The sequence below is a fragment of the Nocardioides marmotae genome (genome assembly GCF_013177455.1).
Lineage (GTDB): Bacteria > Actinomycetota > Actinomycetes > Propionibacteriales > Nocardioidaceae > Nocardioides > Nocardioides marmotae.
This window is the reverse complement of sequence record NZ_CP053660.1, coordinates 3,650,554-3,669,894: the sequence shown is the minus strand read 5'-3', so window position 1 is coordinate 3,669,894 and position 19,341 is coordinate 3,650,554. Positions and strand designations below refer to the sequence as shown.

General features: G+C 74.0%; 16 protein-coding genes. 5 read left to right on the top strand and 11 right to left on the bottom strand.

Going from position 1 to position 19,341, the window contains the following annotated elements:
• Positions 1-180: 180 nt before the first annotated feature.
• From HPC71_RS17335 to HPC71_RS17315, 5 genes are read right to left on the bottom strand one after another with little or no spacing between them, the layout of a single operon-like run.
• Positions 181-1,527, bottom strand: a complete 1,347-nt coding sequence (locus HPC71_RS17335; RefSeq protein WP_154615554.1) for an ABC transporter substrate-binding protein — start codon at positions 1,525-1,527, stop codon at positions 181-183.
• Positions 1,524-2,693 carry a branched-chain amino acid ABC transporter permease gene (locus HPC71_RS17330; protein ID WP_154615556.1) on the bottom strand — a complete coding sequence of 390 codons (1,170 nt, stop codon included), beginning with the start codon at positions 2,691-2,693 and terminating at the stop codon, positions 1,524-1,526. Before HPC71_RS17330 ends, HPC71_RS17335 begins: the two co-directional genes overlap by 4 nt.
• Position 2,694: 1 nt before the next feature.
• Entirely contained in the window at positions 2,695-3,573 is an 879-nt protein-coding gene (locus HPC71_RS17325) for a branched-chain amino acid ABC transporter permease (protein ID WP_171896984.1), read from the bottom strand.
• Positions 3,574-3,585: 12 nt separating this feature from the next.
• The gene (locus HPC71_RS17320) at positions 3,586-4,290 is read right to left on the bottom strand and encodes an ABC transporter ATP-binding protein (RefSeq protein ID WP_154615558.1); all 705 of its coding nucleotides are present in this window, start codon (positions 4,288-4,290) and stop codon (positions 3,586-3,588) included.
• Entirely contained in the window at positions 4,290-5,111 is an 822-nt protein-coding gene (locus HPC71_RS17315) for an ABC transporter ATP-binding protein (RefSeq protein ID WP_171896983.1), read from the bottom strand. Before HPC71_RS17315 ends, HPC71_RS17320 begins: the two co-directional genes overlap by 1 nt.
• Before the next feature lie 174 nt (positions 5,112-5,285).
• On the opposite strand from HPC71_RS17315, the gene HPC71_RS17310 reads away from it, so the two are divergent.
• Entirely contained in the window at positions 5,286-6,515 is a 1,230-nt protein-coding gene (locus tag HPC71_RS17310; protein WP_154615560.1) for a PucR family transcriptional regulator, read from the top strand.
• A 318-nt stretch (positions 6,516-6,833) separates the two neighbouring features.
• Complete coding sequence (locus tag HPC71_RS17305) at positions 6,834-8,156, top strand: HNH endonuclease signature motif containing protein (protein ID WP_154615562.1); 1,323 nt, start codon at positions 6,834-6,836, stop codon at positions 8,154-8,156.
• A 301-nt stretch (positions 8,157-8,457) separates the two neighbouring features.
• Here the strand turns inward: HPC71_RS17305 and HPC71_RS17300 are convergent, their stop codons facing one another.
• From HPC71_RS17300 to HPC71_RS17280, 5 genes are all read right to left on the bottom strand, one after another.
• Positions 8,458-8,910 carry a hypothetical protein gene (locus HPC71_RS17300; RefSeq protein WP_154615564.1) on the bottom strand — a complete coding sequence of 151 codons (453 nt, stop codon included), beginning with the start codon at positions 8,908-8,910 and terminating at the stop codon, positions 8,458-8,460.
• Position 8,911: 1 nt separating this feature from the next.
• Positions 8,912-9,868 carry an alpha/beta hydrolase gene (locus tag HPC71_RS17295; RefSeq protein ID WP_171896982.1) on the bottom strand — a complete coding sequence of 319 codons (957 nt, stop codon included), beginning with the start codon at positions 9,866-9,868 and terminating at the stop codon, positions 8,912-8,914.
• A 33-nt stretch (positions 9,869-9,901) separates the two neighbouring features.
• Positions 9,902-11,053: an acyl-CoA dehydrogenase family protein gene (locus tag HPC71_RS17290; RefSeq protein ID WP_154615566.1), complete on the bottom strand. Its 1,152-nt coding sequence runs from the start codon at positions 11,051-11,053 to the stop codon at positions 9,902-9,904.
• Between the two features lie 49 nt (positions 11,054-11,102).
• Complete coding sequence (locus HPC71_RS17285) at positions 11,103-11,984, bottom strand: phosphatase PAP2 family protein (protein ID WP_171896981.1); 882 nt, start codon at positions 11,982-11,984, stop codon at positions 11,103-11,105.
• Between the two features lie 171 nt (positions 11,985-12,155).
• Positions 12,156-13,325 carry an alpha/beta hydrolase family protein gene (locus HPC71_RS17280; RefSeq protein ID WP_171896980.1) on the bottom strand — a complete coding sequence of 390 codons (1,170 nt, stop codon included), beginning with the start codon at positions 13,323-13,325 and terminating at the stop codon, positions 12,156-12,158.
• A gap of 84 nt (positions 13,326-13,409) precedes the next feature.
• Here HPC71_RS17280 and HPC71_RS17275 point away from each other — a divergent pair, with 84 nt between their 5' ends.
• The gene (locus HPC71_RS17275; RefSeq protein WP_171896979.1) at positions 13,410-15,107 is read left to right on the top strand and encodes an ABC-F family ATP-binding cassette domain-containing protein; all 1,698 of its coding nucleotides are present in this window, start codon (positions 13,410-13,412) and stop codon (positions 15,105-15,107) included.
• On the top strand, positions 15,104-16,150 hold the full coding sequence (locus tag HPC71_RS17270; RefSeq protein ID WP_154615573.1) for a GNAT family N-acetyltransferase: 1,047 nt from the start codon (positions 15,104-15,106) through the stop codon (positions 16,148-16,150). Before HPC71_RS17275 ends, HPC71_RS17270 begins: the two co-directional genes overlap by 4 nt.
• 67 nt (positions 16,151-16,217) lie before the next feature.
• Here the strand turns inward: HPC71_RS17270 and HPC71_RS17265 are convergent, their stop codons facing one another.
• The gene (locus HPC71_RS17265) at positions 16,218-17,522 is read right to left on the bottom strand and encodes a S1C family serine protease (RefSeq protein WP_154615575.1); all 1,305 of its coding nucleotides are present in this window, start codon (positions 17,520-17,522) and stop codon (positions 16,218-16,220) included.
• 104 nt (positions 17,523-17,626) lie between these two features.
• Between HPC71_RS17265 and HPC71_RS17260 the strand changes: the two genes are divergently transcribed.
• Complete coding sequence (locus HPC71_RS17260; protein ID WP_154615578.1) at positions 17,627-19,240, top strand: long-chain-fatty-acid--CoA ligase; 1,614 nt, start codon at positions 17,627-17,629, stop codon at positions 19,238-19,240.
• Positions 19,241-19,341: the final 101 nt, after the last annotated feature.

Here is a 19,341-nt window from a genome sequence, read left to right as displayed (position 1 = left end):
GACCGACGACCAGACCCTCCGCCGACGGGTCCTGCGCCTCGCCGCCGGTGCCCGACGAGCGCGACGGCGCCTGGAGCGGCTGTCCCGGTGCGGCGGCCGGAGCTGCCGCACCGGGTTCGGGCCGGTGCCTCGTCCGCGGGGCTCGGGCGCTCGGGCCGGTGCCCCGCGGACGGGCGGAGGCTAGGAGGCCTCGGGGACGCCGCTCTCCGGCGGGGCGTCGGCGTCCTGGCCGGAGTCGTCCTCGACGATCTCGGCGTCGCCGATGTCGGTGACCAGGACCGGGGTGAGGTCCTCGCCCGCGCCGTCGCGGATCTCGACGACGCGCAGGCCCGAGATGCCGAGGTGGCTGTCGGCGGAGTAGCGGAACGGCGCGAGCTGCGGGCCGTCGAGCCCGGCGCCGACCTCCTCCATCGCCTCGACCAGGCCGTCGCGGGTGAGGTCCTCACCGGCGGCCATCAGCGCCTGGACGAACGCGTAGGCGTGGGACATGCCGTAGACCCGGTAGTTCGTCAGCTCGCCCTTCTCGCCGTGCTCGTCCCAGACCTTCTCCCACAGCTGGACCCACGGGTCGTCGGGCTGGTCGACGCCGGGGATGTACTCGGTGGTCATCACGCCGTCCAGCGAGCCCGAGCCGCCCTCGACGGCGCCCTCGGAGAAGCGGGAGAGCAGCGAGCCGACCAGGTCGGCGTCGGAGCCGACGTTGGAGTAGAACCACTGCGGCTGGTAGCCCAGCTTGAGCGCCACCAGCTGGCTCAGCGCGGTGTAGGAGGGGGTGTTGAAGGCCAGCACCAGGTCGGCGCCGGCGGCCTGGAGGCCGGCGACCTGCGGGCCCACGTCGGTGTTGCCGGAGGTGTAGCGCTCGGCCGCGACGATCTGGTCGTCGACGAACTGGCGCACGCCCTTCTCGGCGTCGTCGCCGAAGTCGTCGTCCTGGAGGAAGAGGCCGACCTTGGCGTCGGGCATGTTCTCCGCGACGTACTGGCCGATGATCTTGCCCTCGATCTCGTAGTCGGGCTGCCAGCCGAAGGTGTACGGCGCGTTCTCCGGGTCGTCGCCCCACTGCAGGGAGCCGGAGGAGACGAAGAAGTCGGGGACGCCCTCGTCGTTGAGGAAGTCCACGACCGCGCTGTGGGTGGGCGTGCCGAGGCCGCCGACCATCGCGAAGATCTCCTCCTCCAGCACCAGCTCGTTGGTCACCGAGCTGGTGTTGGTGGGGTTGTAGCCGTCGTCGCGGACGACGTACTCGATCTGGCGGCCGTTGACGCCGCCCTGGGCGTTGACGTAGTCGAAGTAGGCCTTCGCACCGGTCGGGATCTCGTTGTAGCCGGGCGCCGCCACCCCCGTCAGCGGGAAGTGGGCGCCGATCTTGATCGAGTCCTCGGTGACGCCCGGCGTGTCCACAGCGGCGTCGCCGCCGCTCCCGCCGTCGCCGTCGTCGTCGCGTCCGCCGGCGCCGCAGGCGCTCAGCAGGAGGGCACCGGCCAGCACCCCGGCGAGGGGTGCGGACCTGCGGAGCCGTCGTCTCATGTGGTGGTTCCCTTCGAGGTGGTGGAGGTGGTGGTGGCAGCGGTCGGGGTGGTCGGGACGGCAGGGGGCGCGTCGGGGCCGGGCACGTCGGAGGCGGGGCCGGGCTTGTCCGAGGCGGGGCCGGTACGGCGCAGCCGTCGCCGGAGCAGGGCGGTGCGGGCGGTGCCGACCAGGCCGGCGGGGGCCAGCAGGATCACCGCGACCATCACCAGGCCGTAGACCAGCGGGGACAGCTCGGCGGCCTGGATGTCGGAGAGCCCGGCGTCGACCCCGAGGTCGGTGACGACCTGGGGCAGGAAGGTCAGCAGCGCCGCTCCGAGGAGCGCCCCGGTGAGGCTGCCGAGACCGCCGAGGACGACGGCGGTCAGCAGGGTCAGGCTGAGGGTGATGGTGAACCCGCTCGGGGCCGCGAGGCGCACGGTCACCGCCATCATCGCCCCGGCCGCGCCGGCGGCGGCCGCGCTGACGACGAACGCCGAGACCCGGGCGCGGCCGAGCCGGATGCCGGCCAGCTCGGCGGCGACCTCGTCGTCGCGGACCGCACGCCAGCGCCGGCCGACCCGGCCGCGGGAGAGGTTCGCGAGGAGCACGAAGGTGACGATCAGCGTGAGCCAGGCCAGGTAGGCGACGTACCGGCTGCGGGTGAGGTCCTGGCCGGTCACGAAGAAGGCCAGGTCGAGCACCCAGGCGGGGATGTCGGGCAGCACGACGCGGAGCCCCTGCTCCCCGCCGAGCTCCTCCTTGAAGTACAGCGCGATGCCGGGGACCGCCACGGCGAGCGCGAGCGTCGCGCCGGCGAGGTAGGGGCCGTGCAGGCGGGCCGCGGCGGCGCCGACCACGACGCCGACCAGCAGGGTCACCGCGATGGCGGCGAGCACGACCAGCGGCAGCGGGGTGCCGGCGTCGCGGTCGTCGAGCAGCAGCGCGGCGGTGTAGGCGCCGATCGCCATCAGCGCGCCGTGGCCCAGCGAGATCTGCCCGTTGAGCCCGGTCAGCACGGTCAGGCCGCCCGCGGCGATCCCGAGGTAGGCCATCGAGGCGAGCTGGAGGTTGCGGAAGTCGCTCGAGCTCTCCAGGACGACGACCACGACTACGAGACCGACCAGGGCGAGCAGCAGGTGCCGGCCGAGCAGGGAGCCGGCCCACCAGGTGCGCAGCGCGGTCATCTCAGACCCTCCTCGCGGCGGTCTGCGCGAACAGCCCGCCCGGTCGCAGGGTCAGGACCAGCATGAGGATCACCAGGGCGGCCAGCGCGACCAGCTGCGAGCCGACGTACCCGCTGACGAAGGAGAGCGCGAGCCCCAGCAGCAGCCCGCCGACGACCGCGCCGATCGGGCTGTCCAGGCCACCGAGGACGGCGGCGACGAAGCCGTAGACCACGACGGAGTCCATGTAGCCGGGGTGGACCAGGCTGCCGCCGGCGATGAGCAGGCCGGCCAGCGACCCGACGAGCGAGGCGAGGGCCCAGCCGAGGGTGAGCATCCGCCCGACGCGGACGCCGAGCAGCCGGGCGACCTCGGGGTTGTACGCCGAGGCGCGCATCCGCAGCCCCAGGTCGGTGTAGCGGAACAGCGCCAGCAGCAGGCCCATCGTCACCAGCACCGCGAGGATGGTGAAGACGCCGAAGCCGGTGAGCGCGATCGTGGTGCCGCCCACCTCGATCCCGCGGACCCCGAAGGGCGCGGGGAAGCTGCGGTAGCGGTTGCCGAAGACGACCGCGGCCAGCGCGTGGAGCACGATGAACAGGCCGAGGGTGAGGATGACCGCGTTGATCTCCGGCCCGCCCTCGACCCGGCGCACGATCAGCCGCTCGACGACGGCGCCGAGCAGCAGGCCGCTGGCCAGGGCCGCGGCGAAGGCCAGCCAGTAGGAGTGGCCGGCGTCGACGACGACCAGCGCGACGAAGGTGGTCACCATCGCCATCGGGGCCTGGGCGAAGTTCACGATCCGCGTCGAGCGCCAGATGAGGACCAGGGCGAGCGCGAACGCGGCGTAGACCATGCCGAGCGTCAGGCCGCCGAGGGCGGTGTTGAGGAGCTGCTGCACTGGGTCTCCCGCTCAGAATCCGAGGTAGGCGTGGCGGAGCTGGTCGTCGGCGGCGAGCACCTCGGCGGCGTCGTCGGCGACGACCCGGCCGAGGTTGAGCACGACGCCGCGGTGGGCGATGGAGAGCGCGCTGCGGGCGTTCTGCTCCACCAGCAGGACGCTGAGCGACTCCGACTCCACCAGGCCGCGCAGCAGCTCGAAGATCTGCGCGACGATGCGCGGTGCGAGCCCCAGCGAGGGCTCGTCGAGCAGCAGCATCGTGGGCCGCGCCATCAGCGCGCGGGCGATCACGAGCATCTGCCGCTCGCCGCCGGAGAGGACGTGGGCCACGGCGGCCCGCCGGTCGGCGAGCACCGGGAAGAGCGTGTAGACCCGGTCGAGGTCGGCCGCGTCGACGCTGCCGGCGCGGCCCAGCCCGCCGAGGCGGAGGTTCTCCTCGACGGTCAGCTCGGTGATCACCCCGCGGCCCTCCGGCACGTGCGCGAGCCCGAGGGCCGGCATCCGCTCGGCGGCGACCCGGTCCAGCGGCTTCCCGTCGAGCTCCACGCTGCCGCGGTCGGCGCGGTGCAGGCCGGAGACGGTGCGCAGCAGGGTGGTCTTGCCGGCGCCGTTGGCGCCCAGGACGGCGGTGACCCGGCCGCGGTCGGCGGTGAAGGAGACCCCCTCGAGCGCGCGGACCGGCCCGTAGCCGGCGCAGAGGTCGGTGACGGTGAGCATCAGTCGACCTCCTCGCCGAGGTACGCCGCCAGGACGGCCGGGTCGTTGCGGACCAGGTCGGGCGGGCCGTGCGCGATGCGCCGGCCGAAGTCGAGGACGGTGATCTCGTCGCAGACCCGCATGACCAGGTCCATGTGGTGCTCGACGAGCATCACCGAGATCGCCCGCTCGGCGGCCAGCCCGCGCACCAGGTCGCCCAGCTCGTCCATGTCGGCCGCGCCGAGCCCGCTGGCCGGCTCGTCGAGCAGCAGCAGGTCGGGCTCGGCCGCGAGCGCGCGGGCCAGCGCGACCCGCTTGCGGACCGGGTAGGGGAGGCTGCCGGGATAGCGGGCGGCGTACGCCCCGATCCCGAGGCGGTCCAGGACCTCCATCGCCCGCTCCCGCAGCGCCCGCTCCTCGCGGGCCGCGCCGGGCAGGCCGAGCAGCGAGCCGAGGAAGCCGGTCCGGGCGTGCCGGTCGGCGCCGACGACGACGTTCTCGAGGACCGTGACCCGGTCGAAGAGGCCCAGGCCCTGGAGCGTGCGGGCCATGCCGAGGCCGGCGAGGTCGTGGGGGTGGAGCCGCTCGAGCCGGTCGCCCGCGCGGCTGATGGTGCCCGCGTCGGGGACGACGAAGCCGCACGCGACGTTGAACAGGGTGGTCTTGCCGGCCCCGTTGGGCCCGATGACGCCGTGGACGGTCCCCGGGACGACCGCGAGGTCGACCTCGGAGAGGGCGGTGATGCCGCCGAAGGTCACCGTGATCCCGCTCAGCTCCAGCGCCGTGGGCGGCGGGACGGCGGGTTTGGTGGCCGGTGGTGCGGCGCTCGTGGACGACGGCAAGCGGACCTCCCGGCGCGGGCCGCCCGGGGCGGCTCCCCGGACTGTGACCTGCACCACCTTGGTGGCGGCGCACAGGATGCGCACTGGGCGCGGAGCACAGATTCGCTTGGACGGATCGCCCCGAACCCCCCAGGGGGGTGGTGCGGTTTGTGCACGGAGTGCGAACGTGCCTCCATGCGCCCCGCCCAGTCAGCAGCCGCGGCGCCGGCCGGGACGAGCGCCGGCGCGGCGCCGGCGCGGGCCTGGGCGCTCCTGCTCGACCAGGCCGACACGATCGCCGACAGCATCACGCTCGCGCTCTTCGAGCGGGACGCGTCGCTCTACGAGCGGATGGGGCCCGAGCTGCGGGTCGACGTCCGGGAGAGCACCCGGGTGCACATCCGCCGCGGGCTCGAGGTGCTCTCGGGACGGCGGACCCAGGGGAGCCCCACCGCCATCGACATCTGGCGCGAGACCGGCCGGCGCCGGGCCCGGCAGGGGGTGCCGCTGGAGCTGGTGCTCAACGCCTACATGCTCGGCGCGCGGGTGCTGTGGGAGGCGCTCATCGCCCGCTCGGCGACCGCGCCGGACGGCGTCGTCGACGACCAGGTGCTGCTCGCCGCCGGCGGCACGGTGTGGTCCAACCTTGACGTGCAGAACGCGGTGCTGATCGAGGCCTACCGCCGGGAGGCCGCGCGGCTCCAGCGCCACGACCTCCAGCGCCAGCAGTCCTTCCTCGACGCCCTCCTCGAGGGCCGCGGCGCCGACCCCGACTTCGCTGACGAGGCCCGCACGGTGCTCGACGTCGGCCCCGACGACACCGTCGCCTGCGTGGTCGCGCTCTACGACGACCCGCCCGACTCGCTCGGCCCGGCCGAGGACCGGCTCGACAAGCTCGGCGTCGTGTCGCGGTGGCACGTGCGCTCCGGGATCTACTTCGGCCTGCTGGCCGGGCCGCTGCCCGACGAGCCGGGGATCGCCGAGCTGTTCGCGCCGTACGCCGCCGGCCGGATGGGCGTGGCCACCGCGCCCGACGGCATCGCCGGCTTCGCCACCGCCTTCCAGCTCGCGACCCGCGCCGCCGAGACGCTCCCGCGCGCCGGCCGCGGCGTCGTCCCGGTCAGCGAACGGCTGCCCGAGGTGCTCCTCGCCGGCAGCCCCCAGGTCGCGCCCCTGCTCCTCGCCCGCACGCTCGGGCCGATCCTCGCGCTTCCCGAGGCCCAGTCCCGCACGCTCCTCGACACCCTCGCTGCGCTGCTGCGGCACGGCGGGTCCCCCACGCACGCCGCCGAGGACCTCTACTGCCACCGCAACACCGTCATCTACCGGCTCAAGCAGATCGAGCAGCTCACCGGCCGCTCGCTCGCCGACCCTCGCGACAAGCTCCTGCTCGATCTGGCGTTGATGGCTTGTGGGTCGGCCTGAGGCCTTGCTCGTCGGCTTTCGGGCCCGCTCTGCTGGTCGCGCAGGAGGCGCCCCGTGAGGCGATCTTCGGCCTGCGGGCCCGCTGCTGGTCGAGCAGGAGGCGCCCTCGGCGCCGACGTGTCGAGGCCCCTGGCGGCCGACCTTCGGCCTGCGGGCTGTGGGTGGTCGCGGTTTTGGCAGCTATGGACCAGGTACGTCGTGGGTCGCGGTCTGCTGCCGGGTCTCTGGCCGCCGCCTCGCGCTGGCGCGTCCGACCCCGTTCTGAAGATGTGCGAACAGACCTCTTCCATTCGAGCACGTGTTCGACTAGAATGAGGCATGGCCTTGATCGCGACGCTCGAGCACCCGCTGGACACTCCAGCCGATGTGCTCGCGTCCGCGCGGGCCGAGCAGAAGGCGGTGAACGCTGCGGAGGCTCGTCTCCTTGAGGCGGCGGTCCAGTGGTGCGTGTTGCACCCGGCCGAGTCGCTGGACGACGCCGCGACCTGGTCGGTGTTCCGCGGGTTCGGCGACAAGCCGGTCTGCCTCGCGGGTGAGGGTGCGCCGTTCGTGACCGAGTTCGCCGTCGTGGAGTTCGCGGCCGGGCTCGGCAAGTCCGAGGACGCCGGCCGCGCCTACCTTGCCGAAGCCCTCGAGCTTCGCTACCGGCTCCCCAAGCTCTGGGCCAAGGTCACCTCCCTGGACCTGCCCGCGTGGAAGGCACGATCGCTGGCGCGGCGGACGCTTCACCTGCCGAAGAAGGGTGCAGCCTTCGTCGACACCCACCTCGCACCCGTCGCCTCGACCATCGGGCCCGCAGCACTGGAGCGGTTGCTGGAGGAGGCGCTGGTCCGGTTCGACCCCGACGAAGCCCAACGGGTCGCGACCGAGCGTGCCGAGGCCCGGCACGTGACGGTCCAGTCCCGCCAGGTGTCCTTCGGCGGCCACGTGGACGTGTGGGCGACCCTCGACCTGGCGGATGCGCTGGATCTCGACGACGCGCTGGCGAAGGGCGCGGCTCGGTTGGAGCGGCTGGGCTGCACCGACACCCTCGACGCCCGCCGGTCCGTGGCCCTGGGTGACATGGCCCGCCGCCAGATGCAGCTCGAGTTCGACACCGACCCCAAGCCCCTCGTGGTCCACGTCCACCAGAGCCCCGACGGGACCCTCGACGACATCACCCGCGTGGAGAACGTCCGCGGGTTCGTGCTCACCACCCAGCTCGCCGACTGGTGCACCCGAGCTGCACGAGGACAGGCCTCGATCACCGTGAAGCCGGTCATCGACCTGGCCGAGCGGATCCACGTCGAGGCCTACGAGGTCCCCGACCGACTCAGTCAGCAGACGAGGCTGCGTGACCTGCACTGCGTGTTCCCTTGGTGCACCCGCCCCGCCCACGCGACCAGCAGGGTCGACGACGACCACGTCGTCCCCCATGCCCGCGGCGGACCGACGGCGACCGAGAACATCGCCCCGCTCTGCAGGCGCCACCACCGCGCCAAGACCCACGCCGGCTGGGACCAACAGACACCAGCGCCAGGCACGTACCTCTGGCGCGGACCCACCGGCCTCACCTACCGCGTCGACCACCACGGCACCCACGACCTCGGACCCGAACCACCCCCGCCCGAATCACCGGCTGCCGAGCCGTCCCCGACGTAGCCCCACCGCCCACGACCCCGCCGGAGCGCCCAGCCGGCGGGGCACAGGCACGTCGAGCCCGTTACCGGGCACGCGCGGGCCAAGCAGGACGGCCGGCCAGGCGCGGTCGTGTGCCTGAGCACGCGCCGCTCCGCGTCCTGAAGCACGCGACTGCCCCGCCTTCCCCGCTCCCGGCCGACTCGGGGAAGGCGGTGCCGTGGTGACCCGCGAACGCCGGCGGGGTCGTGTGCCTGAGCACGCGCCGACCCGCCTCCTGAGGCACACGACCGCCCCGCCGACTCGCGCCCAGCGGGGCGACGCGTCAGCCGACCACCGGGTCCGGGTCGCGAACCTGCTCAGAGTCCGGCTCGTGGTCCGGTCCGGGGTCAGGCTGACCGTCGTCGGTCGGCCGGCGCCGCTCGAGGGCGGCGAGGGCGAGGACGGCGGCGGTGGAGAGGGTGGCGACGACGAGGCGGGAACGCGGGACGCCGTGCGCGGTGAGCCAGCTGTGCAGCGCGACGTCGGCGCGCTCCCACCGCGGCATGGTGCGCCAGAGCAGCGCGCCGACGGCCACGCCGCCGGCCCAGCGGACGGCGGGCGGCGCGTGGAGGTCGGGGTCGTCGAGCTCGACGACGGTGGAGGCGACGGTGGTGGCCGCGACGCCGAGCCGGTACGCCGCCAGGCCGCGCCCCGAGAGGGCGGACGGGTCCGCGAGGCTGAGCAGCCCGGGCGCGACGGCGAGGGCGACGTCGCGGGTCGTGAGCAGGCCCGCCACCTCAGCGGCCCGCCTCGTCGTGGAGGACCGTCCGGAAGAGCGCGCACGTCTCCTCGATGGCCGCCTGCGCGGCCGCGGAGTGGCGACCCATGTCGACGAAGCCGTGGATCATCCCGGGGAAGACCCGGTGCTCGACCCGGACGCCGGCCTCGGCCAGTGCGCGGGCGTAGGCGTTGCCGTCGTCGCGCAGCGGGTCGAGCTCGGCGGTGACGACGACGGCGGGGGCGAGCCCGTCGAGGCGCCCGTGCAGCGGCGAGAGCCGCGGGTCGCCCAGGGCGGAGGGGTCGCCGACGTACTGCGCGCCGAACCACGCCATGGTCTGGGTGTCGAGGAAGAACCCCTCGGCGTTCTCGGTGTGCGAGGGGTAGGACCCGCCCATGTCGGTGACCGGGTAGACCAGCAGCTGCCCGGCAAGCGGGCGGCCCTCGTCGCGGAAGGCCTGGGCGACGACGGCGGAGAGGTTGCCGCCGGCGGAGTCGCCGGCGACCCCCATCCGGTCGCTGCCGCCGAGGTCGGCGAGGGAGTCCGCGACCCAGTGGGCCGCCGCGAGCGCGTCATCGGGGGCGGCCGGGAACGGGTGCTCGGGGGCGAGCCGGTAGTCGACCGAGACGACGACGGCCTCACACAGGGTGGCGATGGTCCGGCAGGTCAGGTCGTGGGTGTCGAGGTCGCCGATGACGAAGCCGCCGCCGTGGAAGAACGCGACGGTCGGCAGCGGGGCCGAGCCGGCCGAGCCGGCCGACGGCCGGTAGATCCGGGCGGCCAGCGGCCCCGCGGCGCCGGGGACGGTGACGTCCTCGACGGCGGCGACCTCAGGGACGAACGCCGGGTCGCGCAGGTCGACGGTGAGCACCCGGAAGCCGCGCCGGGCGTCCTCGGGGCTCTGCTGCCACATCGGCGGGTGGCCGGAGCCGGCCATGAGCTGGAGCAGTCCGTCGATCTGTGGGTCGATCGCCACGAAGGGCCTCCTGGAAGGGGTGCGGGTGGTGGGTCAGACGAAGGCGCTGATGCCGGTCTCGGCGCGCCCGATGAGCAGCTTCTGCACCTGGCTGGTGCCCTCGTAGAGCGTCATGACGCGGGCGTCGCGGAGGTACTTCTGGGCTGGGTACTCATCGACGTACCCGGACCCGCCGTGCACCTGGATCGCGTTGTTCGCGGCGCGGACCGCGGCCTCGGAGGCGAACAGCTTGGCCTTGGCGGCGGGCATCCGGAAGGGCAGGCCGCGGTCGATCAGGTCCGCGCAGCGCCACACCAGCAGCCGCGCGGCGTCGGCGTCGAGGGAGATGTCGGCGATCATGTCCTGGACCAGCTGGAAGGCGGCGATGGGCTTGCCGAACTGCGTGCGCGTGGTGGCGTAGGAGACCGAGGACTCCAGGCAGCCCTGGATGATCCCGACGCACCCGGCGGCCACCGAGACCCGGCCCTTGTCCAGGGAGGCCATCGCGATCTTGAAGCCCTGCCCCTCCTCGCCGAGGCGGGCCGAGGCCGGGACGCGTACGTCGTCGAGGAACAGCTCCGCGGTGGCCTGGCCGCGCAGGCCGAGCTTGCCCTTGATCTCGCGGGCCTCGAAGCCGGGGGTGTCGGTGGGCACGAGGAACGCGGTGACCCCGCGCGCCCCCGGCCCGCCGGTGCGGGCGAGGATCAGCGCGACCTGCGCCCAGGTGCCGTTGGTGATGAAGAGCTTGCGGCCGTTGATGACGTAGTCGTCGCCGTCGCGGACCGCCCGCGAGGTCAGGTTGCCGGCGTCGGAGCCGATGTCGGGCTCGGTCAGGCCGAAGCAGCCGAGCACCTCGCCCGACGCGATCCGCGGCAGCCACTCCTGCTTCTGCTCCTCGGTGCCGGCGGCGAGGATCGACTTCCCGACCAGCCCGTTGGAGACCGACACGATGCCGCGCAGCGCGGAGTCGGCGCGGCCGAGCTCCTCCATCGCCAGGGCGTAGGTCAGGTAGTCCCCGCCGATCCCGCCGTACTCCTCGGGGATGGTCAGCCCGAAGAAGCCGATCTCGCCCATCGCCGGGATGATCGCGAGGTCGACCGCCTCGCGCCGGTCCCACTCCACCCGGTGCGGCACGGCCTCGCGCTCGAGGAAGTCGCGCGCGAGGGCGCGGAAGCCCTCCTGCTCGTCGCTGAGGCTCAGGTCCATGCGGGCCATCCTGCCCGGGCGGACCCAGGGAGGGCTGTACGCCGCGTGCTCACTGCCCGGCTCGGAGCGCCGGCCCCCGGTCCTGGCGGCGCTCCCACCAGGTGCACCCGGCGAGCACCAGGGCGGCGAGCAGCGCGCCGGCGACCACGTCGATGACGTAGTGCTCGGCGAAGTAGACGAGCGCGAGCGACATGGCGAGCGGGTAGGCCACCAGCACCCAGCGCCACGGGCTCCGCAGCCGCACGATGCCGTAGCCGGCGACGAGGAACGCGATGCCGGCGTGCAGGGAGGGCATCGCGGCGACCGGGTTGCCGACGCCCTGGAGGACCAGGTCGAAGCGGCCGAGGCCGAGGTCGGCCCAGCCGCGGCTGGTGATCCGAGTGACCTCGCCCATGTAGCCGTCGCCCGAGGCCATCCACGGCGGCGCCATCGGGTAGAGGATGTAGACGACCAGCGCACCGAAGTTGATCGCGAGGTAGCGCCGCATCCACCGCACCCACTCCGGCCGGCTGCGCATCCACAGCACCGCGGCGAGGGTCAGCCCGGTGACGAAGTGGGAGGCGTAGACGGTGGTGAGGGCCACGTCGTACCAGCGCGGCGCGGAGTCGCGCAGGCACGGGTCGCCGCACCACGCCGCCTGGAGGTGCTCGGTCGGCGTCGTGCCGCCGCCGAGCCACTCATCGACGCGGATCGGCATGGTGATGTGGACCGGCAGGCCGAGCTCGTCGGTGACGCCGCGGCTGTAGAAGTAGATGACCAGCCCGAGCACCGGCGGCCACCAGTCCCGCAGGAACTGGAGGTGGTGGCGCCGGGGCTCCTGCACGTTCCAGGCGATCGTGGCCAGCCACAGCCACAGGAAGACCTGGACGGTGTCGTTGGGCACGCCCAGCAGCTGCGACCACAGCGCCAGCACCACGGCGTACGCCGTCATGGCCGCGACGCGGGGCCCCCGTCGGGTACGTCGGGCGGGTGCCGGACCGGGATAGGTCGAGGAATTGCCGGGAGCTTCCTCGACCTGTGTCACGCACCTCATCCTAAAGAGGGGTCCCGCCCGACTGGCCGGCGCCTGGCGGCCCGGGACCCGGACCGCCGCTGGGGCGGACTACTCGCTGCGGCTGTCGGTGACCACGCCCGGCCAGGCCTCGACGAGCCCGTCGAAGGCGGCCGGGGTCGCCTGGTCGGGGCCGAGGACCGCCCGCAGCTGGGCGACCACGACGTGGCGGATGGCCGGCCACGCGTCGACCGACGCGAGCTCGGGGTCGATGCAGCCGTCGGAGGCGAGGCGGATGAGGTTGGCCGGGATCGGGACGCCGAGCAGGTCGGCGACCGAGAGCAGCCCGGCCTCGCCCTCGCCGACCTCGCACAGGTCGCTGAAGGCGAGGTGGCCCGCGCCGCCGAGCTCGACCCAGCGCTTGGGCGCGCTCATCGCGGCGTACGCCGCCTCCATCCGCTCACGGGTGACGATCTGGTCCGCGCCACCGACGAGCAGCACCCCCGGCTGGGTCGGGACCGCGGTCGCGCCCTCGTCGAGCGCGCCGGTCGCGGCGCCGGCCATGCCGACCCAGGTGTCGACGCGGGGGTCGGCGACGGCGAGGTTCTCCACCGCGCGGCCGCCGGCGGAGTGGCCGACGGCGGCGACGCGGGTCATGTCGACGCGCTTGTGCAGCCAGTTCTTCCTCGTCCGCGACTTGGAGCCGACCAGGGTGATCGTGTCGCGCAGGTCCTGCACGTCGGTGGTGGTGCCCGGCGTGCCGCCGAGCACGGTGGTCATCGTGCGGCTGCGGTGGTCGGGCGCGGCCACGACGTACCCCCACGACGCGATCGCGGAGGTGAGGAACGACGACTGCTGGCGGAAGCCCGCGAACCCGTGGCTGAAGACGACCAGCGGGAAGCCGCGGCGCGCGATCGGCGCGCGGCGCACGCCACCGCTGGGGTGGGTGACCGCCGCGCCGTCGGGGAGGAAGCCCTCGAGCACCGGCGGCAGCCAGTCGACGACGTCGTAGGTGCCCTCGGGCTGGCCGGCGACGTCGGCGGGCCGCGTCGGGTACCAGACCTCGACCAGCGCCCCCGACGGCAGCCGCATGGAGCGCTGGCCGACGCCGTACGGCCCGTCGCCGGCGTACGCCGTCGGGCCGGGCGCGGCCTCGTCGGCAGCGGGAGCAGCGGGCACGGAGGGTGCCGCGGGCGCCGGCGCGGCCAGCAGGCCGAGGGCGAGCGCCGAGGCGGAGGCGGTGGTGGCGAGGATGCGCGAGGCGCGAGTGAGGCGGGTCACACGGGGCACGCTAGGCCCCGACCGCCGACCGGCGCAGGTAAAACGAGTCGCTCGGTGGCGCGACGGCGGCGGAGAATCGGCCCCGTGGGACATGTGGACGTCGCCGGGGTGCGCTACGAGCTGCCGGACGGGCGGGTGCTCCTCGACGAGGTGTCCTTCCGCGTCGGCGAGGGCCAGAAGGTCGCGCTCGTCGGAGCCAACGGCGCCGGGAAGACGACGCTGCTGCGGATCATCACCGGGGACCTCCAGCCGCACGCCGGCGTCGTCACCCGCAGCGGCGGCCTCGGCATCATGCGCCAGCAGGTCGCGCACGGGTCGACCACCGTGGCCGACCTGCTGCTGAGCGTCTCCCCGCCGCGGGTGCGCGCGGCGGCGGCCGAGGTCGACCGGCTCGAGGTCGCGCTGATGGAGACCGACGACGAGCCGACGCAGCTGGCCTACGCCACCGCGCTGGGGGAGTACGCCGACGCCGGCGGCTACGACGTCGAGGTCACCTGGGACGTGTGCACGACCGCCGCGCTCGGCCTGCCCTACGACCGGGTCAAGTACCGCGAGCTGTCCACCCTCAGCGGCGGCGAGCAGAAGCGGCTGGTGCTGGAGTTCCTGCTGCGCGGGCCCGACCAGGTGCTGCTGCTCGACGAGCCGGACAACTACCTCGACGTCCCCGGCAAGATCTGGCTCGAGGGCCGGATCCGCGAGTCGGACAAGACGGTGCTGATGATCAGCCACGACCGCGAGCTGCTCGACAACACCGCCACCCGGGTCGTGACTGTCGAGCTCGGTGCCGGCGGGCCCGGCACGGGCAACACCGTGTGGACCCACCCGGGCGGCTTCGCCTCCTACCACCAGGCCCGCACCGACCGCTTCGCGCGCTTCGAGGAGATGCGCAAGCGCTGGGACGAGGAGCACGCCAAGCTCAAGGCGCTCGTGCTGCGGCTGAAGGTGAAGTCGGAGTACAACGACGGGATGTCGAGCCAGTACCGCGCCGCGCAGACCCGGCTGCGCAAGTTCGAGGAGGCCGGCCCGCCCACCGAGCAGCCCCGCGAGCAGCAGGTCTCGATGCGGCTCACCGGCGGCCGCACCGGCAAGCGCGCCGTCGTCTGCGAGCAGCTGGAGCTGACCGGGCTGATGCGCCCCTTCGACCTCGAGGTCTGGTACGGCGAGCGGGTGGCCGTCCTGGGCTCCAACGGCTCGGGCAAGTCGCACTTCCTGCGGCTGCTCGCCGCCGGCGGCACCGACCCCGACGTGGAGCACCGCCCGGTGGGGGAGGTCGAGATCCGGCCCGTCGCGCACACCGGCAAGGCCCGGCTCGGCGCGCGGGTCCGGCCGGGCTGGTTCGTGCAGACCCACGAGCACCCCGAGCTCGTCGGCCGCACCCTGCTCGAGGTGCTGCACCGCGGCGACGGGCACCCCGACGGACGCAAGGGGATGGGCCGCGAGCAGGCCGCGCGCGTGCTCGACCGCTACGAGCTCGCGCACGCCGGCGAGCAGACCTTCGAGTCGCTCAGCGGCGGGCAGCAGGCGCGCTTCCAGATCCTGCTGCTCGAGCTCTCCGGTGCGACCCTGCTGCTGCTCGACGAGCCGACCGACAACCTCGACGTGCAGAGCGCCGAGGCGCTCGAGGAGGGCCTGGCGGCCTTCGAGGGCACGGTGCTGGCGGTGACCCACGACCGGTGGTTCGCCCGCGGCTTCGACCGGTTCCTCGTCTACGGCGCCGACGGCGAGGTCTATGAGTCCGAGGGCCCGGTCTGGGACGAGGGACGGGTGGCCCGGGCGCGATGAGCACGAGCGGCACCGACCTGCGGATCGTCGCGGTCGACCCGTTCGACGACGCCGCGCTCGAGGCCTGGCACGCGACGTACGCCGTGGCCGAGGCGCACGGCTACGAGGACACCGCCACCGTCTGGCAGCTGGAGGAGGTCCGCGCGCTGATGCAGGCGCCGGCCTCCGGCTACCGCATCGATGCGTGGAACGGCCTGCTCGGCACGGAGCCCGATGCGTTCGTGGTGGCCGCCGGCTGGATGCGGACGCCGCGGCACGACAACCTCGACCGCGCCGACCTGAGCGTCCACGTGCTCCCCGCGCACCGCCGCCGCGGGCACGGCACCCGGGTGCTGGCGCACCTCGAGCAGGTCGCCCGGGAGCGCGGGCGGTCGATCCTGCTCGCCGAGGCGCACTACGCGTACGCCGCCGGGCCGGCCGGCGCGGGGGAGTGCGGCCCGGAGTTCGCCCGCGCCCGCGGCTACGCCCTCGGGCTCGGCGACGTGCAGCGGCGGCTGCGGCTGCCGGTGGCCGCCGGGCTGCTCGACCGGCTGGCGGCCGAGGCGGCGCCGCACCACGCGGCGTACACCCTGCGGTCCTGGGCGGGACCGGTCCCCGACGAGCTGCTCGACGGCTGGGCGGAGGTGACCGCGTCGCTGACGACCGAGGCGCCCGTTGGCGAGCTGGCGCTCGAGCCGGAGCGGCCGGACCCGGTGGCGGTCCGTGAGCACGAGGCCGTGCTGGCCCGCCAGGGCCGGCGGAAGTACAACACCGTCGCGCTCGCGCCGGACGGCACGGTCGCCGCCTACACCGACCTGGTCACCACGGTGCACGAGCCCGGCCGGGCCTACCAGTGGGGCACGCTCGTGCGGCGTGCCCACCGGGGGCACCGGCTCGGGCTCGCGGTCAAGGTCGCCAACCTGCGACTGCTGCAGGCCGGGCGCCCTGACCTCACCCACCTGCTCACCTACAACGCCGAGGTGAACGACCACATGGTCGCGGTCAACGACCTCCTCGGCTTCGAGCCGGTAGCCCGGCTCGGGGAGTTCCAGAAGCGGCTCTAGCCACCTCGGACGCCCCGGCCGGGCCGCCGGCGTTCGCCTGGGACCGAGTGGGACCGAGTGGGACCACTCAGTCGGAGGCGAGCTCCAGGGTGACGGTCTGCTCCTGGCCGTCGCGGAGGAAGGTCACGCTGACCTCGTCGCCGGGGCGGTAGGAGCGGATCGTCGCGACGAGCGAGTCCGCGCTGTTGATCCGCGTGTCGTCGATCGCGGTGATGACGTCACCGGCCTTGATGCCGGCCTCGCCCGCGGTCGAGTCCTCGCCGAGCTCGACGACCTCGGCGCCGATGACGGCCGGGGCGTCGTCCTCCTGCTCCGCCTGCGGCTGCTGCTGGCCGAGCAGGCCGCTCGGGCCCTCGGCGGCCGCGCGGGCGCCGGGGTCGCTGACGCTGATGCCGAGCCGGGCGTGGGTGGGCCTCTCGCCCTCGCTCATCTGGTCCACGATCGGCAGGACCGGGTCCACCGGGATCGCGAAGCCCAGGCCGATGGAGCCGGCCTCCCCTCCGGTGCTGGAGGCGGTGCGGATGGAGGAGTTGATGCCGACGACCTCGCCGTTCATGTTCACCAGCGGGCCGCCGGAGTTTCCGGGGTTGATCGCCGCGTCCGTCTGGATCGCGGGGTAGGTGGTGGAGTTGTTCTGGTCGTCCTGGCCGACGTTCACCGGCCGGTCGAGCGCGCTGACGATGCCGCTGGTGACGGTCGACTCCAGCCCGAAGGGGGAGCCGATGGCCACGACCTGCTCGCCGACGTCGAGCGACTCGGAGTCGCCGATCGTGGCCGGGGTGAGGTCGTCGACGCCCTTCGCCTTGATGACGGCGGTGTCGGTCAGCGGGTCGCGGCCGAGGATCTCGGCCTCGGCGCGACTGCCGTCGCTGAACGCGACGGTCATCTCGCCGCCGTCCGCGGCGGCCTCGATGACGTGGTTGTTGGTGAGGATGACGCCGTCGGAGCTGAGCACGATGCCGGAGCCGGAGCCGGCTCCCTGGGCGCCGCTCACCTCGATCTGCACGACGGAGGGCAGCACCTTCGCGGCCACCTGCTCGACGGAGCCCTTCGGGGCCTCCTCGTCGGAGGCGGACACGACCTGCGAGGAGGTGCGGTCGGAGCCGGCGGACGTCGAGGTGCCCTCGTCGTCGAACGCCGACCACACCGCCGCGCCACCGAGGCCCGCGCCGCCGCCGACGACGAGCGCGCCGGCCAGCACGGCAGCCGCGAAGCCCTTGCGTCCGCGCCGCGGCGGGGCCGGGGGCGTCGCGAGGCCCGCTGCCGGGGGCGCGGCCGGCGGGGGGCCGGCGGGCTGGCCGTGGAGCGGGGCGGTGGCGTGCGGGTCCGGCGTGTGTCCTCCGGTCTGGGGGTTCGGGTAGTTCTCGGTCATGGCACCACGATGCCCGGCGCGGCTGTGACCTTCCTGAGACCTTCCTGGAGGTCCGGGCAGAAAGGCTCGACGCGACGTTGTGACGTGAGACACAATCCTGGGGCATGACCGCCACCGCTCCCGACAGCGACCTCGCGACCGCCGCACCCGACCCCGTCTTCGTCGACGACCGCCTCGCCCACTGGGCGCGCACCACCCCCGACGCCGAGGCGATGACCTACCTCGGCCGCACCTGGACCTGGGCGGAGTGGGACGAGCGGGTACGCCGCGCGGCCGGCGCCCTGCAGCAGCTCGGGGTGGGCCGCGGGGACGTCGTGGCGTTCCTCGACAAGAACCACCCCGCCTGCGTCGAGCTGTCCCTGGCCGCCGGGTCGCTGGGCGCGGCCAACGCGATCGTCAACTGGCGCTCGGCCGGCGACGAGGTCGAGTACGCCGTCAACGACTCCGGCGCGAAGGTGCTCGTCGTCGGCCGCGAGCTGATGCCCACCCTCGACGCGGTCCGCGACCGGCTGCCCGCCGTCGAGCACGTCGTGGAGGTGACGCCCGACGGCGCGGACGGCGACGCGTGGGAGGCGCTCCTCGCGGCGGCGACGCCGGTGGGTCGCGCACCCGAGGTGGAGCCCGACGACGTGTGCCTGGTGATGTACTCCTCCGGCACGACCGGGCGGCCCAAGGGCGTGATGCTGAGCCACCGCAACATGGTCAGCCACACCGTCAACGCCCACGACGGCTGGGGCTTCGAGCCCGGCGACAAGTCGATGGTCGCGATGCCGCTCTTCCACGTCGGCGGGTCGTCGTACGTGCTCTTCGGCATCCACGACGGCATCCCCAGCGTGATGACCCGCGACCCCGACGGCATGTCGCTGGCCGGCGCGATCCTCGCCGGCGCCAACCGCACCTTCCTGGTCCCCGCGGTGCTCGCCCAGGTGCTGCAGTCGGGGGAGGACGCCGTCAAGCTCTTCGGCGCGCTGAAGACCTACACCTACGGCGCCGCCCCGATGCCGCCGCCGCTGCTGCGCGCCGCCATGGCCGCCTGGCCCGACACCGACTTCATGCAGGTCTACGGGCTCACCGAGGTCGCGGGCGTGGCCACCCACCTGATGCCCGAGGACCACCGGACCGCGGAGGCCTCGGGCCACCCCGAGCGGCTGGTCTCGGCCGGCAAGGCGGTGCCCGGGGTGGAGATCCGCATCGTCGACCCCGGCACGCTCGAGGACCTCCCCGTCGGCACCCACGGAGAGATCTGGCTGCGCACGCCGCAGCTGATGAAGGGGTTCTTGAACAAGCCGGAGGCGACCGCCGAGGTCGTCGTCGAGGACGGCTGGTTCCGCACCGGCGACATGGGCAAGCTCGACGAGGACGGCTACCTCTTCGTCGAGGACCGGCTCAAGGACATGATCATCAGCGGCGGGGAGAACATCTACAGCCCCGAGGTCGAGCGGGTGCTCGCCGAGCACCCGGCGGTCATGGAGGTCGCGATCATCGGGATCCCCGACGACACCTGGGGGGAGTCGGTCAAGGCCGTCGTCGCGCTCAAGCCGGACACCTCGGCGACCGAGGAGGAGCTCATCGCCTACTGCCGCGAGCACCTGGCCCACTTCAAGTGCCCGCGCAGCGTCGACGTGATCGAGGCGCTGCCCCGCAACCCCACCGGCAAGATCCTCAAGCGCGACCTGCGGGCGCCGTACTGGGAGGGGCGCAGCCGCGGCGTGAACTGACACGCCGGAACTGACACGCCGGGGGACCGGCCCGCCCACGTCGCGGTAACAGTCGGCCCACAACCCTGCGCCACCGCTCGCCCCGCTGCCACCGTCGGTGG